We start from the raw sequence: 19862 nt of genomic DNA on the forward strand, positions 1-19862 counted from the left end.
CTGCTAATGCTTTTGTAAATTATTTGGTGAGCTTGGTTTTTTAGATTTTCTTCATTGTACTCATCAATTTCAAAGTCGTCGGAAAGAGCTAGATTGACGAGTGATAATAAGACAGACTTATCAATTTTATCAATGGTTTCGTAACTTCCTTCGGCGTCTAGATAGTACCCTTGGCTTTTTTCAATTTTTAATATTTTCATATCCTGCCTTCCTTTCCATGTAAGCGGATTCACCTGCTTCCAGAGAGTCCATGGTCACTTTAAAGTTATTAATTTTTTTACCGTCGGTTGAAATTAATTCTCTGCTGGAAGGATGTCCAGAATATCTTCTGTATATTATCTTTTCCCCTTCAAGTTCTTTGGCAGTATAGATTGTGTAGTCGGCTTTGATGGATGCACCTACGACACTATTATGAGTTACAATAACTACCGGCATGCTTTTTGATATTTCTTTGAGCATCTGATTGACTTCACTCTTTAGGAAGAGATTGTCAAATGAAGACTCTGGCTCGTCGATAAGTAAATAGTCAAAATTTTGAGCATTCTTTATTTCTTGCAATAGTCTAAATTCAGAACGCTCTCCGCCAGAAACCTTAAAGCCATCTTTATTCAAGATTTCATACTCAATGCATGCAAAATATTTATAAAATTCTGAGGGAGTGAATGCTTCGTTTGCTTTCAAGGTGGAGAGGTATTTTGCCGGATGTGCGTAATCTCTGAACGCATCACTAAAAGCAACCTTTTGGCCGCTAACATTTTTGATTTCACCTGGACCTTGAAACGCACGTTGTTTACAGACGATCTTAAACCCTTGAAAACTTTCTTGATATATTGTTTTCTCTTCCTGAAGTAGCTTGGCGATTTCGCTAAACTTCAGAAGTTTCTTGTGCTCGAACATGACTCGATAAAGGTCAACATCTTTTATTTGAGTTGCTGAGGTCTTTAGTTGAAGTTTGCTTTTAATATCGCGAATAATGTCATTCACCAAACTTTTCTTTTTTCTCTCGTAGGCTCTGGACCACAAGATGGCTATTAATTCGCAGGCCAGTGCCTTTAGGGCGTTTGTATCGATATACCTGTCTATGACATCTCTAAATTCAATATTTTCTATCAGCTGCCTTACTGAGCCGACAAGCTCGTTGAGCGATGTGTGTTCACCTAAATCGAATAAGGTTTCATTGAATAACGAAGCTTTGGAAAATGAATCAAATTTCTGTGCCTCTTCGGCTGATTTCATTAGAGTGTCTAAGTAATCTGCGACTCTTCGTTTGTTGGTTTCAGTATCGATACTCAATACATCGTCCAATACCGTTTTGAAGGGAGCTAGGTGCTTGTCTGAAAAAATACTTTTCTTGCGCGTTACATCTGCATTGAATTCTTTTTCATAGTTGGCATCGTCTCTTTGTACAAGAGAGAATTGAGGGATGTATTTTACGTTTTCGCAGCTATTATTTATCTGGGTTAAGGTTTCTGTTTTTCCCGAGGATCTAGCCCCAAGAATTACATTTAGGCCAGTTGAGAGACATTGCCCATCCTCGAATATTTGGAAGATTGAATTACCATCAAGCTTTGAAAGAGATACCTTACTCCTGTCGCGCAAGGCAAACTTCAACGATTTTAATGATATATCCCCGCAATCTATGTAAGTCTGCCTTGTTGGGAATTTAGTCATCCCCACGTAAAATCGCATGTCGCTGAAGATTACTGGTGTAAGTTCAGTTTCATCTTTTGACATGCGAACAAATTTTTTAGGGCTGTCGACCTCGCCCGCAGAGATTACATCCTTAAGTCTTTTAATAGTTTCTGCGTGAAGACTTGGCTTCTTTTCATAATGAGGGATCAGCAAATAATTGTTAAGATTACCAAAAATTCGTATCAAATCATCGACATTGATTGAGTCGCCAATTGCTACCACGTTTTTGGCTACTTCATACGCCTTAAGTTGAAAGCTTTCAAGGTCATGGTTTTCTGAAATTAGAAGGAGGTGCCCGGCATCTAAGTTTATCTCAATGCCGGGAAAGACAGCGCAGTTTAGTGCTTCACAAATTTCATTAAACTGAGCAAGGTCAAAAATATCATGATTCGTTATGGCGATAGCATCTAACTCTGCTATCTCAACATATTCTTTAAGTTTCTCTAGTGAGAATTCGAAGTATGAGTCGCTGATTGTGGGGATGGTATGCATATGGAGGTCAATTTTCTTCAATCTTCGCTCCTCAAATAAAAAAATCCAGCTTGTGAAATGCCTCTATCATCTGAAATTGAGGCACTTAATTCGATTAATCAAATGCCTTTGTAGCAAATTTGTTTTTTGGCAAAAAGCCACTACCTAGAAGCTAGATGGGTGAATGCTGGTTGTCTAGTAGAACTCTCAAAAAACGAATAATGCGTGAAGGACGCGAATTCACTTTTGCCATGGATAAGGTGATGAGATGAAGCCAGATCTAGGGACAGGCCTTCGAGAGTTCATTGCAAGGCTGGGAATATCGTTACCTGGAGAGGGCGATGCTCGCCGGGGCAGGAATGCCGTCGGTGGCTATATCACGTAGCTGAGCAGATGGAGTCAAATCAACGTGTCAATGCCCGGACGGCTAAGTTCGATACCGAGGCGCTGCGTAAACACGACGAGCAGGTGCGCCCTAGGCAGTTTGCTAACCGTTCGAGCGTCGATGTCGAAACAGCGATAACGGCACAGATTTATTTAAACTGTTCGCAAAGTCCGCTTTTGGCCGTCAGCAGTCGCGTGCCAATACCCGCTTCTGGCCGAAAGCTGACCTCGGTAAATTACTGCTTTACCAGCCTTAAGATGCCCTAAGCCTTAACCCACCGCCCCCGACTCCACGCACTCAACCAATCCACCCCCAACACCAAACCCAGCATAGCCAATATCACCGTCCCCGCCTGCGCCTCCTGAAACAAACTCAAGCTCACATACAACATCTGCCCCAGCCCTCCAGCGCCGACAAACCCCAGCACGCTGGCCATCCGGATGTTGTTCTCCCACCGATACAAACAGTACGCGAGCAACTGCGGTGCGAGGTTTGGCAGGGTTCCGTAGCAGAAGGCGACTACCGGGTTCCCCCCTTGCAACCGAATCGCCTCCGCCGGTTCTGGCGGGGTGTTTTCCAGGGCTTCGGCGAACAGGCGACCGAGTACTCCGGTGGTGTGCAGGGCGAGGGCCAGGGTGCCGGCGTTGGGGCCGAGGCCGGCGGCGAAGACCATCAGGGCGGCCCAGACCAGTTCCGGGATGGCGCGCAGGCCGTTGAGCAGCAGGCGGGCGGCGCTTTGTAATGGCCAGCCGAAGCGGCCGGCGGCGGGGAGTGCCAGTAACAGGCCCAGCACGGCGGCGAGGAGCGTGCCGAGGGCGGACATGGCGAGGGTTTCCAGGGCGCCGTGGAGGATGGCGTTGAGGTAACCGGCGCTGAGGTCGGGGCTGAGGAAGCGTTGGGCGTAGCTGCCCATCTGTTTCAGGCTGTCGGCGCTGCCGAGGGCTTCGAGGTCGAGGCCCAGGTAGGCGAACGAGGCGATGACGGCGAAGACGATGGCGAGGATCAGCGCCGTGTTGATCAGGCGCTTCATGTCAGTCTCCAGCGCAGCAGGCGGCTGAGTTGGTCGGCGCCGAGCACCAGCAGCAGGAAGGTCAGGAGCATGCTGGCGACTTCGCCGCCGGCGAACATGCGGATCGACAGGTCGATCTGTTGGCCGAGGCCGCCGGCGCCGACGAAGCCCATCACCACCGAGGCGCGGATCGCGCATTCCCAGCGGTACACGGTGTAGGAGAGCAGTTCCGCCGCCACGTTGGGCAGCACGCCGTAGGCGAAACTCGCCAGGCGTCCGCTGCCGGCCTGGAACAAGGCGTGGGCCGGGCGCTGGTCGGTGGATTCGAAGATTTCGGCGTAGACCTTGCCGAGCATGCCGCTGTAGGTGATGGCGATCGCCAGCACGCCCGCCGCCGGGCCGAGGCCCACGGCGCGCACGAACAGCAGCGCCCAGACGATTTCCGGCACGCTGCGCAGGAAGATCAGCAAGCCCCGCACCGGCCAGCGCAGCAACCGGCCCAACAGGCTAGGGCGGCCACCGTGGGACGCGGCGGACAGCGACAAGGCGCGGCTGGCAAGCAGCCCGGCGGGGATCGCCAACACCAGAGCCAAGGCCATGCCCGCCGTGGCGATGGCCAGGGTTTGCAGGGTGGCCTTGAGCAGCAGTTGCAAAAAGTCCCGGTCATGGGCCGGCGGCCAGAAGGTCGCGACGAAGCGGCCCATTTCGCTCTGACTGTCGGCGTGCAGCAACACGCCGAGGTCGAGTTCGCTGAGTTGAATGCCCGGCCACAACAGCGCAATCGCCAGCAGGGTCAGCAGCAGGCGCGGCCAGGCGGCGGGGTCGCGGGTGTCGGTATTCAGCATCGTGGAATCTGCACAATCAGCGGCGTCACGGTCGGCGCCGGGGACTGCAGTTGTTCGTTGGCGTACAGGCTGTCGAGCATGTCGTGGCTGACGTGATCGGACGGGCAATCGAACAGGATCTTCCCTTCGCGCAAACCGATGATGCGCGGAAAGTGCGCCAGCGCCAGTTCCACCGCGTGCAGGCTCGCCACCAGGGTGACGTTGTGCTCCCGGGCATGGCGCGACAGGACGCTCAGGGTGTGCCCGGCGAGGACCGGGTCCATGGCGGACACCGGTTCGTCCGCCAGCAAGACGTCCGGCGCCTGATACAGCACGCGAGCGATGCCCACGCGCTGCAACTGGCCGCCGGAAAGCTGCTGGCACTGGCTGAAGAGTTTGTCCGCCAGATCCAGCCGCGCCAATGCGGCGCGGGCGCCGGGGATGTCCAGCGGGTGCAGCAGATTGATCAGGCTTTTGCCCAGGCTCCATTGCCCGAGCTTGCCGGCCAGCACAGCCGTCACCACCCGTTGCCGGGGCGGCAGGGGCGGTGCCTGATGCACCAGGCCGATTCTGGCGCGCAGGCGTTGGCGCTGGCGGGCGGACAAATGCCAGGCCCGCTGGCCCAGCACGTCGATGTCGCCACGGCTTGGCCGAATGGCGGTGGCCAACAGGTTGAGCAGGCTCGATTTACCGGCGCCGGACGGGCCGATGATCGCCACCTGCTCGCCGCTGTTGATCTGCAAATCCACACCACGCAGGGCTTCGACGCCGTTGGCGTGGTGCAGGACGACTTGCTTGAGGCTCAGGGTCATTTCAGCAGTTCGGCGGCGCGGGCGGCTTCTTCGATGCCTTTGTAGTTGTCAGGGCTGGTTTCGATGAAGCGACTGGCAGCCTGCAGGTCGAGGATTTTCTTCTGCTCGGGGTTGGCCGGGTCGAGGGCCAGGAAGGCTTTTTTGATCTTCGCTGCCAGCGCCGGGTCGAGGGTGCCGCGCACGGTCCAGTTGTAATCGAAGTAAGCCGGGGTGGTGGCGAAGACCTTGACCTTGTTGGTGTCGACCTTGCCGGCGTCCACCAGTTTCTGCCAGACGCTGGCGTTCAGCACACCGGCATCGACCTTGCCGGCCTGCACCCAGGCGACGGTGGCGTCGTGGGCGCCGGAGTAGCCGACGCGGCTGAAGTAGGTTTCGGGCTTGATGCCGTCCTTGAGCATGAAGTAGCGCGGCATCAGGCTGCCGGAGGTGGACGACACCGAACCGAAGGCAAAGGTCTTGCCCTTGAGGTCGGTGAGGCTTTTCACGTTCGGGTCGGCGGTGATGAATTTGCTGGTGAACTGCGCGTCCTGTTCACGCTGCACCAGCGGGATCACCGGGGTGGTGGCATCGGTTTTCAGCCGCGCCTGGACGAAGGTGAAACCGCCCAGCCAGGCCATGTCGAGGCGGTCGGTGGCCAGGGCTTCAACCACCGCAGGGTAGTCGGCCACGGGAACGAACTGCACTTTCATGCCCAGTTGCTGCTCGAGATAAGCCCCCAGCGGTTCGAACTTGCGCAGCAGTTCGGTCGGGGCTTCATCGGGGATTGCGCTGACCTTCAACACATCGGCGGCTTGCGCCAGCACCGCGGTAAAGGACAGGGCCAGGCCTGCGGTCAGTGCCAGGGTTCGCTTGAGCATGGAATTCTCCGTTTCGTGGGCTTCAGGAACGATGCGCCGACTGGGGCAAAGGTCATCGTGTGCAACGTCAGGTTAGCCGAAACGGGGGACTTGTTGGGGATGTCCATGAGTTTGCAGTGTTTGAACCTTCACCTTCGCGAGCATGCTCGGTCCCACAGCAGTACGCGTTCCAGTGTGAGAGCGAGCCGGCTCACGATGACGTCAGTCCGGACAAACCCGACCAGTGTCGGGTTCGGAGCCGGCAATCACTTCAACCGTTCAACAAGCGTCTTGCCGACACCCAATGCAGACGCCGGGTTTTGTCCGGTTATCAGTTCACGATCAACCACTACATGACTGGCCCACGCCGAAGTGTTGCTGCTGAATACACCACCGGCTTTTTCAAGCGCGGTCTGCGGGTAGAACTTCATCGTGCCGCCGTTCAGCAGTCCTTTGGCGATCTCTTCTTCCTGATTGCTGATGACCGTGAACTTATAGCCGGCATACGTCCAATTGTTCGCCGTTGTGGCTTTGCCGGTTTCCAGTTGCCGGGTGAATGCGGTCGGATCCGTCAGGGTCGACAGCAGCGCAATCGGGCCGTGGCAAACCAGCGCTGTGGATTTGCCTTTTTGATGGAAGTTGCTCAGCAATTTGCCCAGCGCCTGGCTGTGCAACAGATCCTGCATCGGTGCGTGGCCACCCGGAATGTAGACGGCATCGAAATGGTCGTAGCCGACTTGCTCGACCCGCGAGAGGCTGATGACCGGCGATTCGCCGGGCGAGGTGATCTTCAGTTGTTCCAGCAGCGCTTTGTGGGTCTGCAGGGCCGCGACGTCATTGTTGAAATACATCTTGTCGTCGGAGGACCGGTCCAGCGTCGGCGCCTTGCCGGTCGGGGTGGCGAAGGTCACGGTGTGGCCCGCATCGAGCAGCAGCTTGACCGGTTGCATCAGTTCGTTGAGGTAGAAACCGGTGCTGAATACCTTGCCGTCTTTCAGATCGAGATGATCGGAATCCGACAGAACCACCAGCACATTGGCGGCTTGGGCGTTCAACGCCGCAACGGAGAGAGACAAGGCGAAAGCAAGACGAGTGTATGAGCGCATGGCGATTCCAGTACGTGGAGGAAAGTGCGGCTCACTGTATTGATGCTCATGGCGGCGATAAACTCTCGCCACAGCAAAGCATTTGTTCTCTGGAGATCAAGATGAGCCGCCGATTCGATTATCTGGCTGACGTCGAAGTGTTCGTTACGGTGGTGGAAAAGGGTTCGCTTAGCGCCGGTGCGGTGTTTCTCGCAACCACGCCGTCGGTGGTCAGCCGGGCAATTTCGCGACTTGAAGCGCGTCTGGGCGTGCAGTTGCTGCGGCGCACTACTCGGCGCTTGAGCCTGACCGATGCCGGTGTGTTGTATCTGGAACAATCGCGAGCCGCATTCGGCCTGATCGATGATGCAGAGCGCACGATTCAGGGGCAGGACGGTGAACTCAGTGGCCGTGTGCGCCTGAGCGTGCCGACCACTTACGGTCACTATCGTTTGCCGGCCATGCTTGGCCGATTCACCCGGCAATATCCGCAAGTGCGTGTTGAGTTGAGTATCAGCAATCGCAACGTCGATCTGGTGGCCGAAGGGTACGACCTGGCTATTCGGTTGGGCGCGCTGCCGGACAGCGGATTGATCGGGCGCAAGCTGGAAGATGCGCGTTTGTGTGTGGTTGCCGCGCCGGATTATCTGCAACGGGCCGGGACGCCGCAATGTGTCGACGATCTGCAGCGGCATGCGTGCCTGCCGTTCTTGATGCCCAGCACCGGCCGCGTCGGGCCGTGGCTGTTTCGTGAACAGAACGAAGATCGCGAATGGCTGCCCAGCGCCAATATCCAAGTGTCCGACGATGTATTGGGCATCGTGTCGCTGGCGGAACAGGGGCTGGGCATCTGCCAGACCTACGACTTCATCGTCCGCGAGCGGATCGAAAGCGGGCGGCTGGTGCGATTGCTTGAACAGTCGGGCGGGCGCTCCCGACCGTTCTCGGTGATCTACCCGCCACATCGGCAACTGTCGGCATCGGCGCGGGCGTTGATTGATTGTCTGACCCGGGAGGTCAGTCAAGGCGCAAGGGAAGGCCTCGACTGACGCGCTTCAAACGGAGGGAAGGCGCGCCACCCATTTCCCGCCACCGGCGCCGTCCTCCAAGGCGCGCAGAGCCTGGGGCAGTTCGCGGAAGTCGAACGTTTGCAGCGCCGGGCCGATCAGACTGCCGTCGAGCAGGGCTTGCAGCAGCTGTTCGCCGTTGCGGCGCAGCGTCTGGCGATCCTGCAGGCTGGCGTGGGTGTGGTAGCTGTTCAACGCGACTTCATGCAACGAAATCGCAGAGCTGAACGCCGGAACCGGCGCGGTTTCCTGACGATCCTGGATGCACACCAGATGACCGTTGTAGCCCAGCATGCTGGCCATTTCTGCTGCGTGAGCGCCGCTGACCGTGTCGAACACGGCGTGCAAACGGCGTTCGCCGAGACTGGCGGTGAGTGCGGTTTTCCAGCCCGGTTCGCGGTAATCGAATACGCCGACCACCCCCAAGGATTTGAGTTTTGCATGATGCGCGCCGGACGCGGTCGCCCAGACCCGCCAGCCGCGTTGCACCGCCAGTTGCACCAGCAGCAGACCAACCGCGCCGCCGGCGCCGATCACCAGCACATCAGCGGCCTCGCTGGCAGGGACTTTCTCCACGGCTTGCCATGCGGTCAATCCGGGGCAGGGCAGCGATGCGGCACTTGCATCATCGAGCGCGGCGGGCACCGACAGTACGGTGGCGGCGTCCAGCAGGCAGTACTCGGCGAAGCTGCCATCGCTCGCCAATGATTGGTGATACGCCACGCGACTGCCGGGTTGCAGCGTCACACCGGCGCCGGCCGCGACCACTACGCCCATGCCGTCGACACCCGGCACACGCCCGGTGCTCCATGCGGGATGGCCCCACTCGATGATTTTCCAGTCCACCGGGTTCAGGGCGATGGCGCGATTGGCCACCAGCACCTGGCCGGGGCCGGGTTGCACGAGGGTTTTGCGGGTCAGTGTCAGGCCATCCAGCCCTTGGCCGGAAGTCCAGGCCCAAGCTGCGTAATCGGTTTGCATTGTGCGGTTCCCATGATTTCGATGGCCGTCAGTATCCCGGTCTGCGGAAATGAGAAGAACCGGCCCTGGGTCAAAGGTGTTTTGCGTAAAAATCAGCAATGCCCCGCAACGCCTTAATCAACCTGCGCAAATCGCTCAACCAACCAATCGATAAACACCCGCACGCGGTTGCTCAAATGCCGGTTCGGCGGGTACAGCAGGTGGAACGGGTAGGCCGGCGGGCGCCAGTCGGTGAGGATCGGCACCAGTTCGCCACGCTCGATGGCCGACCTGACGGTGTAGCTGAAGGTGTGGATGATCCCCAGCCCGGCGAGCCCGGCCGCCAGATGCGCGTTGCTTTCGTTGACGCTGACCAGGCCTTTGCCTTCGATCTGATGGCGTTCGCCGTTGCGCTGGAAGTTCGCCGGCAGGATGCGCCCGGTGGAGGCCGAGCGATAGGCGATCATTTGATGCCGGGCCAGTTCCAGCGGATGCATCGGCGTGCCGTGGCGCTCCAGATAGTCGGGCGTGGCGCAGGTGGTCCAGGAGACTTCGCCGAGGCGGCGCACGGCGAGGGCCTGTTCGGTCAGCGGGCCGCCGCGGATCACGCAGTCGACGCGCTCGCTGATGAGGTCCACCGGGCGGTCGCTGACGCCCAGGTCCACCTGAATGTCCGGGTAGCGCTCGAAGAACTTCGGCAGTTCGGGAATCACCAGCATGGTCGCCGTAGAGCCGCCGATGTCCACGCGGATCCGGCCTCGGGGCAGGCCCTGAGCCTGGCTGAAACCTTGATCGATGTCGTCCAGTTGATGCAGCAGTTGTTGGGTCAGCTGGTAATAGGAGGCGCCGTCGGCAGTGACGGTCAGGCGCCGGGTGGTGCGTTGCAGCAGGCGCACGCCGAGGTGGCTTTCCAGTTGCCCGATCAGTTTGCTGACCGTGGTTTTCGGCTGGTTCAACGAGTCGGCGGCTTTGGTGAACGAGCCGCTTTCTACCACGCGGGCGAACACGCGGATTGCCAGTAACTGATTCATCGGGCTGCGCTCAAGGATTGAAGTCGGTGCTGAGTATTGTGCATGTCTGTGTACAAACAAAACCGATTTTGCGGATTTTTCAAATCAATCCATCGGCCTAAAGTCGCTTTCAACGGCTCACCTACGACCCGTCACCTTCCTCAACACGGTTACTGGAGATTCATCATGAGCAACAGACTTGAAGGCAAAATCGCATTGATCACCGGCGGCACCACCGGCATCGGCCTGGCCTCGGCGCAGGAATTCGTCGCCCAGGGCGCCACCGTATTCATCACTGGCCGTCGTCAGGCCGAACTGGACAAAGCGGTGGCCGCCATCGGCCCGCGTGCCATCGGCATTCAGGGCGACGTGGCGAAGCTGGAAGACCTGGATCGCGTCTACCGCGAAATCGCCGAGAAGGCCGGGCACCTCGACATCCTGTTCGCCAACGCCGGGGGCGGTGACATGCTGCCGCTGGGGGCGATCACCGAAGAGCATTTCGACCGGATTTTCGACGCCAACGTGAAGGGCACGCTGTTCACCGTACAAAAGGCATTGCCGCTTCTGCGCGATGGCGCCTCGATCCTGCTGACGTCGTCGACCACCTCGGTGCAGGGCACGGAAAACTTCAGCGTCTACAGTGCAAGCAAAGCCGCGGTGCGCAACTTCGCCCGCTCCTGGTTGCTGGATTTGAAACCGCGGCGCATCCGCGTCAACGCCATCAGCCCCGGCCCGGTGCGCACCCCGGGTCTGGCAGGTCTGGTACCGGCAGAACACACTCAAGGGCTGTTCGATCAACTGGCGTCGGTGGTGCCGATCGGGCGTCTGGGCGAGCCGAGCGAGATCGCCAAGGCTGCATTGTTCCTGGCCTCGGATGACAGCAGTTTCGTCAACGGCATCGAACTGTTCGTCGACGGCGGCACTGCGCAGATCTGATTGGCTTCAATCAATGCCCCGGCACTTGTTCGTTCGAGTGTCGGGGCTCGTCTGTTTCATCTGTTTCCTCGGCCGGCGCCTTGTCCCAGATCAGGCGCGGGTCGAAGCTCATGGCCGAGAGCATGGTGAACACCACCACCAGGCCGAAAAACAGAATCCCCGGTCGCGGCTCGATATCCCCCAGCGCTTGGAATTTCACCAGCGCCGCCACCAGCGCGACCACTAGCACATCGAGCATCGACCAATAGCCGATCAGCTCGACGAATCGATACAGCTTCGAACGTTCCCGGCGCGCCCAGTGGCTGTCCCGTTGCACGGTGATCAGCAGCAGCGTCAGGGCGATGAACTTGATCCCCGGCACCGCGATGCTGGCAATGAAGATGATCAGCGCGATGTCCCACGCGCCGTGTGCCCAGAAGTCCAGCACGCCGCTCATGATGGTGCTGTCGGCGCCGTTGCCGAGCATGACGGTGTTCATCACCGGCAGCAGGTTCGCCGGCACGTAGAACGCCAGGGCGGCGAACATGTAGGCCCAGGTGCGGGCGAGAGAATTGATCTTGCGCCGGTGCAGCGGCGCGTCGCAGCGCGGGCAGTGGTGCGGCTCGTCGGTCATGTCGCAGGCCAGCCCGCAGCTGTGACACAGGCAGAGGTTGAGTTCGCTGGCGGTCGGCGGGCGTTTCATGGCAGGTCCCACAAATCGCGTATGTCGCGTCCGGCGATGCGGATCAGCAACAGGCTGAGCACGGCCAGCGCAAACAGGCCGATGCCGGGGATCACATCGAGCATGCCCGCCAGTTTGAACACCGCCACCATCGCCCCGAGCAGACACACTTCCAGCATGCTCCAGGGCCGCAGGGTTTCCAGCCAGCGCATGCACAGTTTGAAGGCCGGCGAACGGCGCGAGGCGAGGGCGAAGCTCAGCACCCAGATCAATAACGCCAATTGAAAGGCCGGGGCGATGATGATCGAGATCGCCGCGACCATCGCCATGAAGGTGATCGGCCCCTGACTCAGGGCCAGCACCGAATCCCACAGGGTCGCGCTGTTTTTCAGGCCTTTCATGCTGATGCTCATCACCGGGTAGAAATTGGCGAACAGCCACAGCATGGCGGCGGTGAAACTCAGGGCCAGGCGTTGCTCCACGCTCAGGTTGTTATGACGCTGAAGCACGCCGCCGCAGCGAGCGCAGAGGGTTTTCTGATGAGCGGCGAGCGTGGACTTTTCATACACGCAGTCGCAATGCTCGCAGATGATCAGGTGCTCGGTCGTGGCCATGGGGCACTCGGTGGGGGACGGCTGGAACCTTCTTCAATATAGGCGCGTTAGGGCATCCGACAACTGTCACCTCCCGAAACGCACCTTTGGTTTGCCGCTGCGCCGCGCCGAATCTGGCCCCGGGCAATGACCACGCAACCGGGCAATTCACACCGGTTGCGTGGCTTCCTCTGCTGCGATTGCAGTTCGCACGCCGGGCCGCTCGGCGATGCGTGCCATGTAATTTGCCAGCGCTGGCCAGTCTTCGATGGCGATGCCGAATGTCGGCAACCACTTCAGCACCGTGAACAAGTAGGCATCCGCCACGCCGAACGCCTGCATCAGAAAGGGTTGGGTCGCAAGGATTCGATTCAGGTAATCCAGACGTTTGAAGAGTTTGTGTTTGAAGAGCGTTTTAGTGGATTCCGGGATTTCGCTGCTGAACAACGGCGCGCTGCCGCCATGAATTTCCGAACTGATGAAATTCAGGTGCTCCTGCAGACGCGAGCGCTCCCAGGTGCCATTGGCCGGGGCCAGCCTCTGTGCAGGGTCAAGGTCGGCGAGGTATTGCAGAATCGCCGGGCCTTCGGTCAGCACCTCGCTGTTATCGAGCATCAGTGCGGCCACGTAACCCTTCGGATTGATCTCGTGAAAGTCCCTGCCATCGGCGGTGCGCTTGGTCTGGTTGTTGACCCTGATCAGCTCGAACGGCAGCGCCAGTTCTCGCAGCACAATGTGCGGGGCCAGCGAGCAGGTCATGGGTGCGAAGTACAGTTTCATGGGTTCTCCTTCAAGTGAGAGCCCAGAATCCGGGATTTTGGAGACGCTTCGCAAAGGACATCTGCAGTGCTAGCGTATGACAAAATCTCATGGACTGAAGAAACCCCATGCTCACCCGACTGCCCTCGCTCAACGGATTGCGAGCCTTCGAATGCGCGGCCCGACACCTGAGTTTCACCCGCGCCGCCGAAGAGCTGAACGTTACGCAAACTGCGATCAGCCATCAGATCCGTCGTCTTGAAGATGAACTTGGCGTGCGCCTGTTCATGCGCTTGAAGGACGGATTGGCGCTCACGGAAGAGGGCAGCGCTTATTTCCCCGGTGTACGTTCGGCGTTCATGGAACTGCGCTATTCGACCGAGCGCTTGCTGGAGGCGGACAATCAGAGTGTCCTGACCATCAGCACGTTGGTGTCCGTGGCGTCGAAATGGCTGTTACCGCGCCTGCCGTCCTTTCGCGAGGCGTTTCCCGAGATTGATGTGCGCATCAGTGCGTCCACGGAATTGGTGGACTTTCGCAAGGGTGGCATCGATGCCGCGATCCGCTACGGCGACGGAAACTGGCCGGGACTGCGCGCCGACTGGCTGATGGCCGACGAGATATTCCCGGTGTGCAGCCCGCGTCTGCTCGCCGGACCGGACCCGATCAAAACGCCGGCCGATCTGGCCCGGCACACCTTGCTGCACGTCAGCGGGCAGACTGCCGATGACTGGAGCGACTGGCTGAACGCCGCAGGTCAACCGCCACCACCGGCCAAAGGCCCGCGCCTGACCTTCGATCTGGCCATGATGGCGGTACAGTCGGCGATTGACGGGCAGGGCGTGTGCATCGGGCGATCGACCTACGTCGAGGACGATTTACGCGCGGGGAGGCTGGTGGCGCCGTTTGATTTGCGGCTGAAATCGGATTCGGGGTTCTACTTCGTCACACCCCATGAAAACGCGGGTTCGAAAAAGATCATCGCCTTCAGGCAATGGCTGTCGCAGGTGGTGTGAGTTGTATGCACGTGTATCAATCCCGCCCTCGTACACAGTGAGTTAACAAGCGCCGGCATCTGGACACATCTGCGCTACATGCCCTCTTCAAAGTAGGACCGTCACTTCACGACTTCCAAGAGGGCAACACCATGCGCCGCACACTCCTGATGACCGCAGCCGCCGTACTGGTTTCAATGACCGGCCTGGCAAACGCCGCCGAGGCTCAAACGGCGGCCCCCGCCAAGCGCTGGCAACAAGGCCTGAGCCGCACCGATCTGGTCCATCAGGACCTGGGCGCGGCGGACCGTGAAGTGATTCAGGCGCGGGTCGATTTCGAACCGGGCATCACTTCGCCCCGGCATGCACACCCGGGCGTCGAAGTCGCCTATGTGGTCAGCGGGACGTTCGAATACCAGCTCGAAGGCCGGGCGCCGGTGACGCTGAAAGCGGGCGATTCGCTGTTCATCCCGGAAGGCGTGGCGCACATCGCGAAGAACGTCGGCAATGACAAGGGTTCGGAACTGGCGACTTACATCGTCAAGAAGGGCGAGCCGTTGTTGATCCTCAAGCAATAACGACCGGGACACTGCAAAGGCCTGCCCATGTGGCAGGCCTTTTTTTGTTGTCGGCGGACTCAACGCACGCTAACGCCGCCCGACTCAACCTGAAAGAACGTCAGCGCGCATCCACCTCTTTCACAACCCCGGCAGATGCCCTTTGCTTGCGCCTCTTGAGCCAGCTGAAAAACGCATGCACCGGATGCAGAACGGCCGTCAGCACGCCCAGCAGCAAGATGACGAAAAGGATGATCAGCGGGATGCTTTCGTGCGAGAACATGGTGGGCAACTCCTGTAGTCACTATGTTGGAACCCGCAGACTAGACGCATCCGACGATGTTTTTGGTGAAGGTATGTTCATCTTCGAAAGCGTGGATTGTGCTACGGAAGATTCGGGATCGGCTCCGCTTTCATGAGCCGTTCGAAGGCATGTCTTTCTCACCGATGGGCACCCGTACATGTCGAAATCAGGCATCGACATGCCGCACACGGGCTATTTGCGCTCAACACCGGCCACGTAAGGTGGGGCGTCCCTCAGAGAACAACAAAAACGATGAACAGCCTGAATTCGAAGGAATCGAGCGGTCAGCTGGCGCAGGGCTTCAAGCCGCGCCATGTGACCATGTTGTCAATCGCAGGAATCATCGGCGCGGGGTTGTTTGTCGGCTCCGGGCACGCCATCGCGGCGGCGGGGCCGGCGGTGTTGCTGGCGTATCTGTTTTCCGGCCTGCTGGTGGTACTGGTCATGCGCATGCTGGGAGAGATGGCGGTGGCCCGACCGGACACCGGGTCGTTTTCCACCTATGCCGATCAGGCCATTGGTCGCTGGGCCGGCTTCACCATTGGCTGGCTCTACTGGTGGTTCTGGGTGCTGGTCATCCCCATCGAGGCACTGGCCGCCGGGCATGTTCTGAATCAATGGTTTCCCCAGGTCGATGCGTGGCTGTTTGCGCTGATGTCGATCATCCTGCTGGTCATCACCAATCTGTTCAGTGTCTCCAAGTACGGCGAGTTCGAATTCTGGTTCGCCATGGCCAAGGTCGTGGCGATCATCGGTTTCATCGGCGTGGGTTTTGCCGTATTGATGGGCTGGATTCCCGAGCGTGAAGCCAGCGGCCTGAGCCGCTTGATGGAGGAGCACGGCGGGTTCGCGCCCAACGGCCTGTCGGCGGTGGTCGGCGCCTTCATCACCATCATGTTCAGTTTCATCGGCACTGAGGCCGTGACCATCGCTGCCGCCGAATCGGACCATCCGGCGCAGAACATCGCCAAGGCCACGCGCTCGGTGATCTGGCGCATCGGTGTGTTTTACCTGTTGTCGATCTTTGTGGTGATTTCCGTGGTGCCCTGGAACGATCCGCTGCTGGCGTCCGTCGGTTCCTATCAGCGCGCACTGGAGTTGATGAACATTCCCCACGCCAAATTCATGGTCGATGTGGTGGTGTTGATCGCCGTGGCCAGTTGCATGAACTCGTCGATCTATATCGCTTCACGCATGCTGTTTTCACTGGGACTTCGCGGCGATGCACCGCACGCGTTGAAAGTGACTTCCGCTGCAGGCGTGCCGAGGACTGCGGTGATTGCCAGCAGCGTCATCGGCGCCGGGGTGACACTGCTCAGCTACTTCATGCCCGCCGGCCTGTTTCAGTTCCTGCTCGCCAGTTCCGGCGCCATTGCGTTGTTGGTGTATCTGGTGATTGCGGTGTCTCAGCTGCGCATGCGCCGGATGCTGCTGCGGCAGAATGTCGAGCTGACTTTCCGCATGTGGCTGTTTCCCTGGCTGACGTATCTGGTGATGGCCTTCATCTGCGCCGCGCTCGCGGTGATGATGCTGACGCCGGAGCATCGTCTGGAAGTGACATCGACCCTCTGCCTCGCACTGGCGATTTCCTTCATCGGACTGGTGACCACGCGTCAGCATGGGCCGGCGAACGCGGCAACACAAAACGCCCGAAGCGGTGCTTCGGGCGTTCGAGGTTGAAGTCGTCGCGAGCCGGTTTCAGATCAGGCGCAGGGTCACGTCGATATTGCCGCGTGTGGCCTTGGAGTAAGGGCAGGTCTGGTGCGCGGCTTCCATCAGCGACTGGGCGACCGAAGGCTCCAGCCCCGGCAGGCTGACATTCAAACGGGCCTGCAGGAAAAACGCATCGCCGGTCTTGCCCAGATCGATTTCGGTTTCCACCGCCACATCCGCCGGCAGCCTGATTTTCAGCGCTGCCGCCGCTTTGCCCATGGCGCCGATGAAACAGGCCGACCAGCCGGCCGCCAGCAGTTGTTCCGGGTTGGTGCCGCTGCCGTTGGAGCCGGGTGGCGACAGTTTGACGTCCAGATTGCCGTCGGAACTGCGCGAGGCGCCATCGCGTCCGCCGGTGGTGCGGGTCTTGCCGGTGTACAGCACGTTGTCGATTTGATTGATCATGAGAGTACCTGCCTGTGTGGGTTGTGGAGTCGGAGCCAGGCTCCGATGGCCCACACTTTTGCATCGGCATGTACCGGGGATGTGTCGTGCAACGGGGGGTTATGTATCGCTGTGTAGCGACGCCGGATCAGGATGAGCGCTGAGAGAGCGTCAGCAACAGCCCGAATCCCACCAGCAGACCGCCGAACGCCCGGTCAATCCACTGCCGTGCCGCCAGCAGTTTCTCGCGCACCCGCCCGGAGGAAAAGCACAGCGCCACCAGGCTGAACCACACCACATGCGCTCCGGCAATGAACAGTCCATAGGCGATTTGCAAAGGCAGTCCGGTGTCCGGTCGGACGACACCCATGAACAGGCTGACGATGAAAATCGAGGTTTTCGGGTTCAGTGCGTTGGTGAGTAAACCAGTGCGCAGTGCGGCCAGATCGGACAGGGCAGGTGACGCAGCATCCGGCTGCTGAGCGTCAGGTCTGGAGCGAAGCATTTTTATGCCCAGATAGACGAGATACGCAGCCCCCGCGAGCTTCAACGCATTGAACAGCCACGGTGTTTGCTGAAGCACCCAGCCCAGCCCGAGCAGGGTGTAGCCGACATGCACCAGCACCCCCAGACCAATGCCCGCCGCCGTGAGTACGCCGGCGCGTCGAGAAAGCAGCAAGCCGTTGCGCGAGACCATCGCGAAGTCCGGCCCGGGACTGAGGCATGCAAGCAGCGTGATGGTGATTACGACTATCCATTCGTTCATGGTGGAACCTTGAGTGGGTTGCTGATAGAAAGCCATGTTTGCAAAGACCAGGCGCCGGGACTAACGATGATTTCTGAACAGAAAGGTGACTCTGAATCACCATTTTCAGTAGGGCGAATGCCGTCTCTGCTGGCGCTGCGCTGCTTTGAATCCGCTGGCCGGTTCGAGAACTTCGCCCGTGCGGCGGACGAGCTGCATCTGACGCCGGGCGCCATCAGTCGGGCAGTGCGCCTGCTGGAGGAGGATCTGGGTGTCGATCTGTTCGAGCGGCGCAAGCGCAGGGTGTTTCTGACGGACCCGGGAAGACGACTGCTCAAAGCGGTGAGTGAAGGGCTGGGGTTGATGAACCATGCCGTTCGCGAAATTCGCAGCGAGGCGCGCCGTACGCGACGGCTGGTCCTGTCGTGCGAGCCGACACTGTTGATGCGCTGGCTGATCCCGCGCTGGAGTGATTTCCAGGCACGACATCACGGCCCGGACATTCATCTCGTGGCCGGCGGCGGTCTGTTTTCATTTGAACAGGGAATCGACCTGGCCATTCGGCGCGACGATTTCCCCCGACCTGCGGGGTATCACGCCGAGCGGTTGTTTGCCGAAAAGGTCGGGCCTGTGTGTCGGCCGGACAAGGTCGGCCAATGGTTCGATGAACGCGGCCAATGCTTGCGCGCCAGGGCTTCTCTGTTGCAGACCAACAGCCGTCCCACGGCCTGGCAAGAATGGGCCAACGCATCGGGCCATGCGGTTCCTGCGACGCAGATGCAGTCTTTCGAGCACTTCTATTTCAGCATTCAGGCCGCTGTCGCCGGGCTGGGGGTGGCCATGGGGCCGTGGCATCTGGTTCGTGACGATATCCAGAGCGGGGTGCTGGTTGCGCCTTCGGGATTCGTTGAAGACGGCTCGCATTACTGCTTGCTGTCTCCAACGCCTCCCGGACCGGGCAGTCTGGAAATGGAACTGCTGGAATGGTTGCGGGCGGTGGATTGATCGTATCGAGCAGCCTGGCAGGCAGCCCGCGCACTTGTGTTTGCGGGCCACCATGCAGCTGCGAACGGTGACGACAGCACGGCGTGAGCCGGCGCAGGCTCATTCCGAAAGGTTTTCCGGCGCGATCACCCATACGCTGCAAGGCATTTTGTAGAGCAGGTGTTCGACGGTGCTGCCGACCAGCCGTCCGATCCCGCGGTGGGCCACGCGGCCCATGACGATGAGATCGACGTCATACGCATCGGCATAGCTGGACAGCACTTTGGCCGGGTCGCCGAGGATCATGTGTTGATTCTCGGCGGGGATGTTATTGCGTTCAGTCAGATCACGGAACGCCTCGCCCTGGGCATCGAACAGCTTTTTGGCGGCATTCGAGGAAAAGAACGCCGAGGCGTTGTCGAAGCCGAATTCTGCCGCGCCTATCGAGGACAGGTCGTGGGCATAGATCACGTCGAGTTGAGCGTTGCAGATGCTCGCGAGTTTGGTCGCTTCGCGCAGAATCCGGTCATTGAGGCCAGTGTAGCGGCCATCGCGATGGAACGGGTCGACCGCCGCAACGATACGGCGCGGCAGCGCATGCAGCACGTGGCTGACGAAGTGCAGCGGTACCGGGCATTCGCGCAGCAGATGAACGTCAAGCGGAGTGAACATCAGGCGCGACAAGGCTGATTCGTGCTCCAGGGCTTTGATCATGGCCGCCATCGGCTGTTCCTTGAGATGAATGAGGATCTCTTTGAGCGGGTTGGCCACCCACACCACCTCCGTCGTCACGTGTACGCCGAGTTTGCGCAAGGGGCGAGCCTGATCCTCCAGCCATTGCCGATGGCGCTCGACATAGCCCACGCGCATCTGTTCCAGCGCCTGCTCGTTGACCAGGCCGGCAGTCGCCAGACCTTCCAGATAATCGAAAGCAACGATGTGCAGCGCGGCGTCGGCAGCTTTGGCCAGTGCCGCTGCACGGTCGAACGCCGGGTTGTTTTTCATCAGGGGCGAGACGACGAGCATGAAGCGTGTTTGCTCAGACATGGCAGATCTCCCGTGGGCCAGTACAAGAACGAC

Annotated in this window: 21 protein-coding genes and 1 pseudogene; 6 read left to right on the forward strand and 16 right to left on the reverse strand. The window is 59.1% G+C overall.

Annotated elements, in window-relative coordinates:
* The 7 genes and pseudogenes from ACK6BI_RS18835 to ACK6BI_RS18865 form a co-directional block, all read right to left on the reverse strand.
* Positions 1-200: pseudogene (locus ACK6BI_RS18835) on the reverse strand (hypothetical protein); the annotation flags it as partial.
* Positions 181-2205, reverse strand: a complete 2025-nt coding sequence (locus ACK6BI_RS18840; RefSeq protein ID WP_409318234.1) for a phosphotransferase — start codon at positions 2203-2205, stop codon at positions 181-183. The pseudogene ACK6BI_RS18835 and the gene ACK6BI_RS18840, both read right to left, overlap by 20 nt.
* Before the next feature lie 605 nt (positions 2206-2810).
* Positions 2811-3578 carry a phosphonate ABC transporter, permease protein PhnE gene (gene phnE / locus ACK6BI_RS18845; RefSeq protein ID WP_409318235.1) on the reverse strand — a complete coding sequence of 256 codons (768 nt, stop codon included), beginning with the start codon at positions 3576-3578 and terminating at the stop codon, positions 2811-2813.
* Positions 3575-4402, reverse strand: a complete 828-nt coding sequence (locus ACK6BI_RS18850; RefSeq protein ID WP_409318236.1) for a PhnE/PtxC family ABC transporter permease — start codon at positions 4400-4402, stop codon at positions 3575-3577. Before ACK6BI_RS18850 ends, phnE begins: the two co-directional genes overlap by 4 nt.
* Positions 4396-5193, reverse strand: a complete 798-nt coding sequence (locus tag ACK6BI_RS18855; RefSeq protein ID WP_409318237.1) for a phosphonate ABC transporter ATP-binding protein — start codon at positions 5191-5193, stop codon at positions 4396-4398. Before ACK6BI_RS18855 ends, ACK6BI_RS18850 begins: the two co-directional genes overlap by 7 nt.
* Positions 5190-6050 (reverse strand): putative selenate ABC transporter substrate-binding protein, encoded by an 861-nt coding sequence (locus ACK6BI_RS18860; RefSeq protein WP_085731801.1) that lies wholly within the window; start codon positions 6048-6050, stop codon positions 5190-5192. The genes ACK6BI_RS18855 and ACK6BI_RS18860 overlap by 4 nt, the downstream gene beginning before the upstream one ends.
* A gap of 245 nt (positions 6051-6295) precedes the next feature.
* A complete protein-coding gene (locus ACK6BI_RS18865; protein ID WP_409318238.1) occupies positions 6296-7135 on the reverse strand; it encodes a type 1 glutamine amidotransferase domain-containing protein in 840 nt (279 codons plus the stop codon).
* A gap of 101 nt (positions 7136-7236) precedes the next feature.
* Here ACK6BI_RS18865 and ACK6BI_RS18870 point away from each other — a divergent pair, with 101 nt between their 5' ends.
* Positions 7237-8163 (forward strand): LysR family transcriptional regulator, encoded by a 927-nt coding sequence (locus ACK6BI_RS18870; RefSeq protein WP_409318239.1) that lies wholly within the window; start codon positions 7237-7239, stop codon positions 8161-8163.
* Between the two features lie 6 nt (positions 8164-8169).
* Here the strand turns inward: ACK6BI_RS18870 and ACK6BI_RS18875 are convergent, their stop codons facing one another.
* Entirely contained in the window at positions 8170-9162 is a 993-nt protein-coding gene (locus tag ACK6BI_RS18875; RefSeq protein WP_409318240.1) for a zinc-binding dehydrogenase, read from the reverse strand.
* 113 nt (positions 9163-9275) lie between these two features.
* A complete protein-coding gene (locus ACK6BI_RS18880; RefSeq protein ID WP_409318241.1) occupies positions 9276-10172 on the reverse strand; it encodes a LysR family transcriptional regulator in 897 nt (298 codons plus the stop codon).
* A 165-nt stretch (positions 10173-10337) separates the two neighbouring features.
* Between ACK6BI_RS18880 and ACK6BI_RS18885 the strand changes: the two genes are divergently transcribed.
* Positions 10338-11087 (forward strand): SDR family NAD(P)-dependent oxidoreductase, encoded by a 750-nt coding sequence (locus ACK6BI_RS18885; RefSeq protein ID WP_065258990.1) that lies wholly within the window; start codon positions 10338-10340, stop codon positions 11085-11087.
* A gap of 10 nt (positions 11088-11097) precedes the next feature.
* On the opposite strand, the gene ACK6BI_RS18890 is transcribed toward ACK6BI_RS18885, so the two are convergent.
* The 3 genes from ACK6BI_RS18890 to gstA all read right to left on the reverse strand — a co-directional run bounded on the left by ACK6BI_RS18890 (position 11098) and on the right by gstA (position 13121).
* A complete protein-coding gene (locus ACK6BI_RS18890) occupies positions 11098-11769 on the reverse strand; it encodes a paraquat-inducible protein A (protein WP_409318242.1) in 672 nt (223 codons plus the stop codon).
* Entirely contained in the window at positions 11766-12362 is a 597-nt protein-coding gene (locus ACK6BI_RS18895) for a paraquat-inducible protein A (RefSeq protein WP_409318243.1), read from the reverse strand. Before ACK6BI_RS18895 ends, ACK6BI_RS18890 begins: the two co-directional genes overlap by 4 nt.
* Before the next feature lie 147 nt (positions 12363-12509).
* Positions 12510-13121, reverse strand: coding sequence for a glutathione transferase GstA (gene gstA, locus ACK6BI_RS18900; protein WP_409318244.1), 612 nt, complete (start codon positions 13119-13121; stop codon positions 12510-12512).
* 107 nt (positions 13122-13228) lie between these two features.
* On the opposite strand from gstA, the gene ACK6BI_RS18905 reads away from it, so the two are divergent.
* Together ACK6BI_RS18905 and ACK6BI_RS18910 are read left to right on the forward strand one after the other, a co-directional pair.
* On the forward strand, positions 13229-14116 hold the full coding sequence (locus ACK6BI_RS18905) for a transcriptional regulator GcvA (RefSeq protein WP_409318245.1): 888 nt from the start codon (positions 13229-13231) through the stop codon (positions 14114-14116).
* A gap of 131 nt (positions 14117-14247) precedes the next feature.
* Positions 14248-14673 carry a cupin domain-containing protein gene (locus tag ACK6BI_RS18910; protein ID WP_409318246.1) on the forward strand — a complete coding sequence of 142 codons (426 nt, stop codon included), beginning with the start codon at positions 14248-14250 and terminating at the stop codon, positions 14671-14673.
* A gap of 100 nt (positions 14674-14773) precedes the next feature.
* Here the strand turns inward: ACK6BI_RS18910 and ACK6BI_RS18915 are convergent, their stop codons facing one another.
* Entirely contained in the window at positions 14774-14935 is a 162-nt protein-coding gene (locus ACK6BI_RS18915; RefSeq protein ID WP_409318247.1) for a hypothetical protein, read from the reverse strand.
* 273 nt (positions 14936-15208) lie between these two features.
* Between ACK6BI_RS18915 and ACK6BI_RS18920 the strand changes: the two genes are divergently transcribed.
* Positions 15209-16636, forward strand: coding sequence for an amino acid permease (locus ACK6BI_RS18920; RefSeq protein ID WP_409318248.1), 1428 nt, complete (start codon positions 15209-15211; stop codon positions 16634-16636).
* An 18-nt stretch (positions 16637-16654) separates the two neighbouring features.
* Here ACK6BI_RS18920 and ACK6BI_RS18925 read toward each other — a convergent pair whose 3' ends face one another.
* The gene (locus ACK6BI_RS18925) at positions 16655-17074 is read right to left on the reverse strand and encodes an organic hydroperoxide resistance protein (RefSeq protein ID WP_409318249.1); all 420 of its coding nucleotides are present in this window, start codon (positions 17072-17074) and stop codon (positions 16655-16657) included.
* 127 nt (positions 17075-17201) lie between these two features.
* Complete coding sequence (locus ACK6BI_RS18930) at positions 17202-17819, reverse strand: LysE family translocator (RefSeq protein ID WP_409318250.1); 618 nt, start codon at positions 17817-17819, stop codon at positions 17202-17204.
* Positions 17820-17885: 66 nt separating this feature from the next.
* Here ACK6BI_RS18930 and ACK6BI_RS18935 point away from each other — a divergent pair, with 66 nt between their 5' ends.
* Entirely contained in the window at positions 17886-18803 is a 918-nt protein-coding gene (locus ACK6BI_RS18935) for a LysR family transcriptional regulator (RefSeq protein WP_409318251.1), read from the forward strand.
* Between the two features lie 99 nt (positions 18804-18902).
* Here ACK6BI_RS18935 and ACK6BI_RS18940 read toward each other — a convergent pair whose 3' ends face one another.
* A complete protein-coding gene (locus ACK6BI_RS18940) occupies positions 18903-19829 on the reverse strand; it encodes a universal stress protein (protein ID WP_409318252.1) in 927 nt (308 codons plus the stop codon).
* Positions 19830-19862: the final 33 nt, after the last annotated feature.

Source organism: Pseudomonas sp. KCJK9016 (assembly GCF_046231795.1).
GTDB lineage: Bacteria > Pseudomonadota > Gammaproteobacteria > Pseudomonadales > Pseudomonadaceae > Aquipseudomonas > Aquipseudomonas bananamidigenes.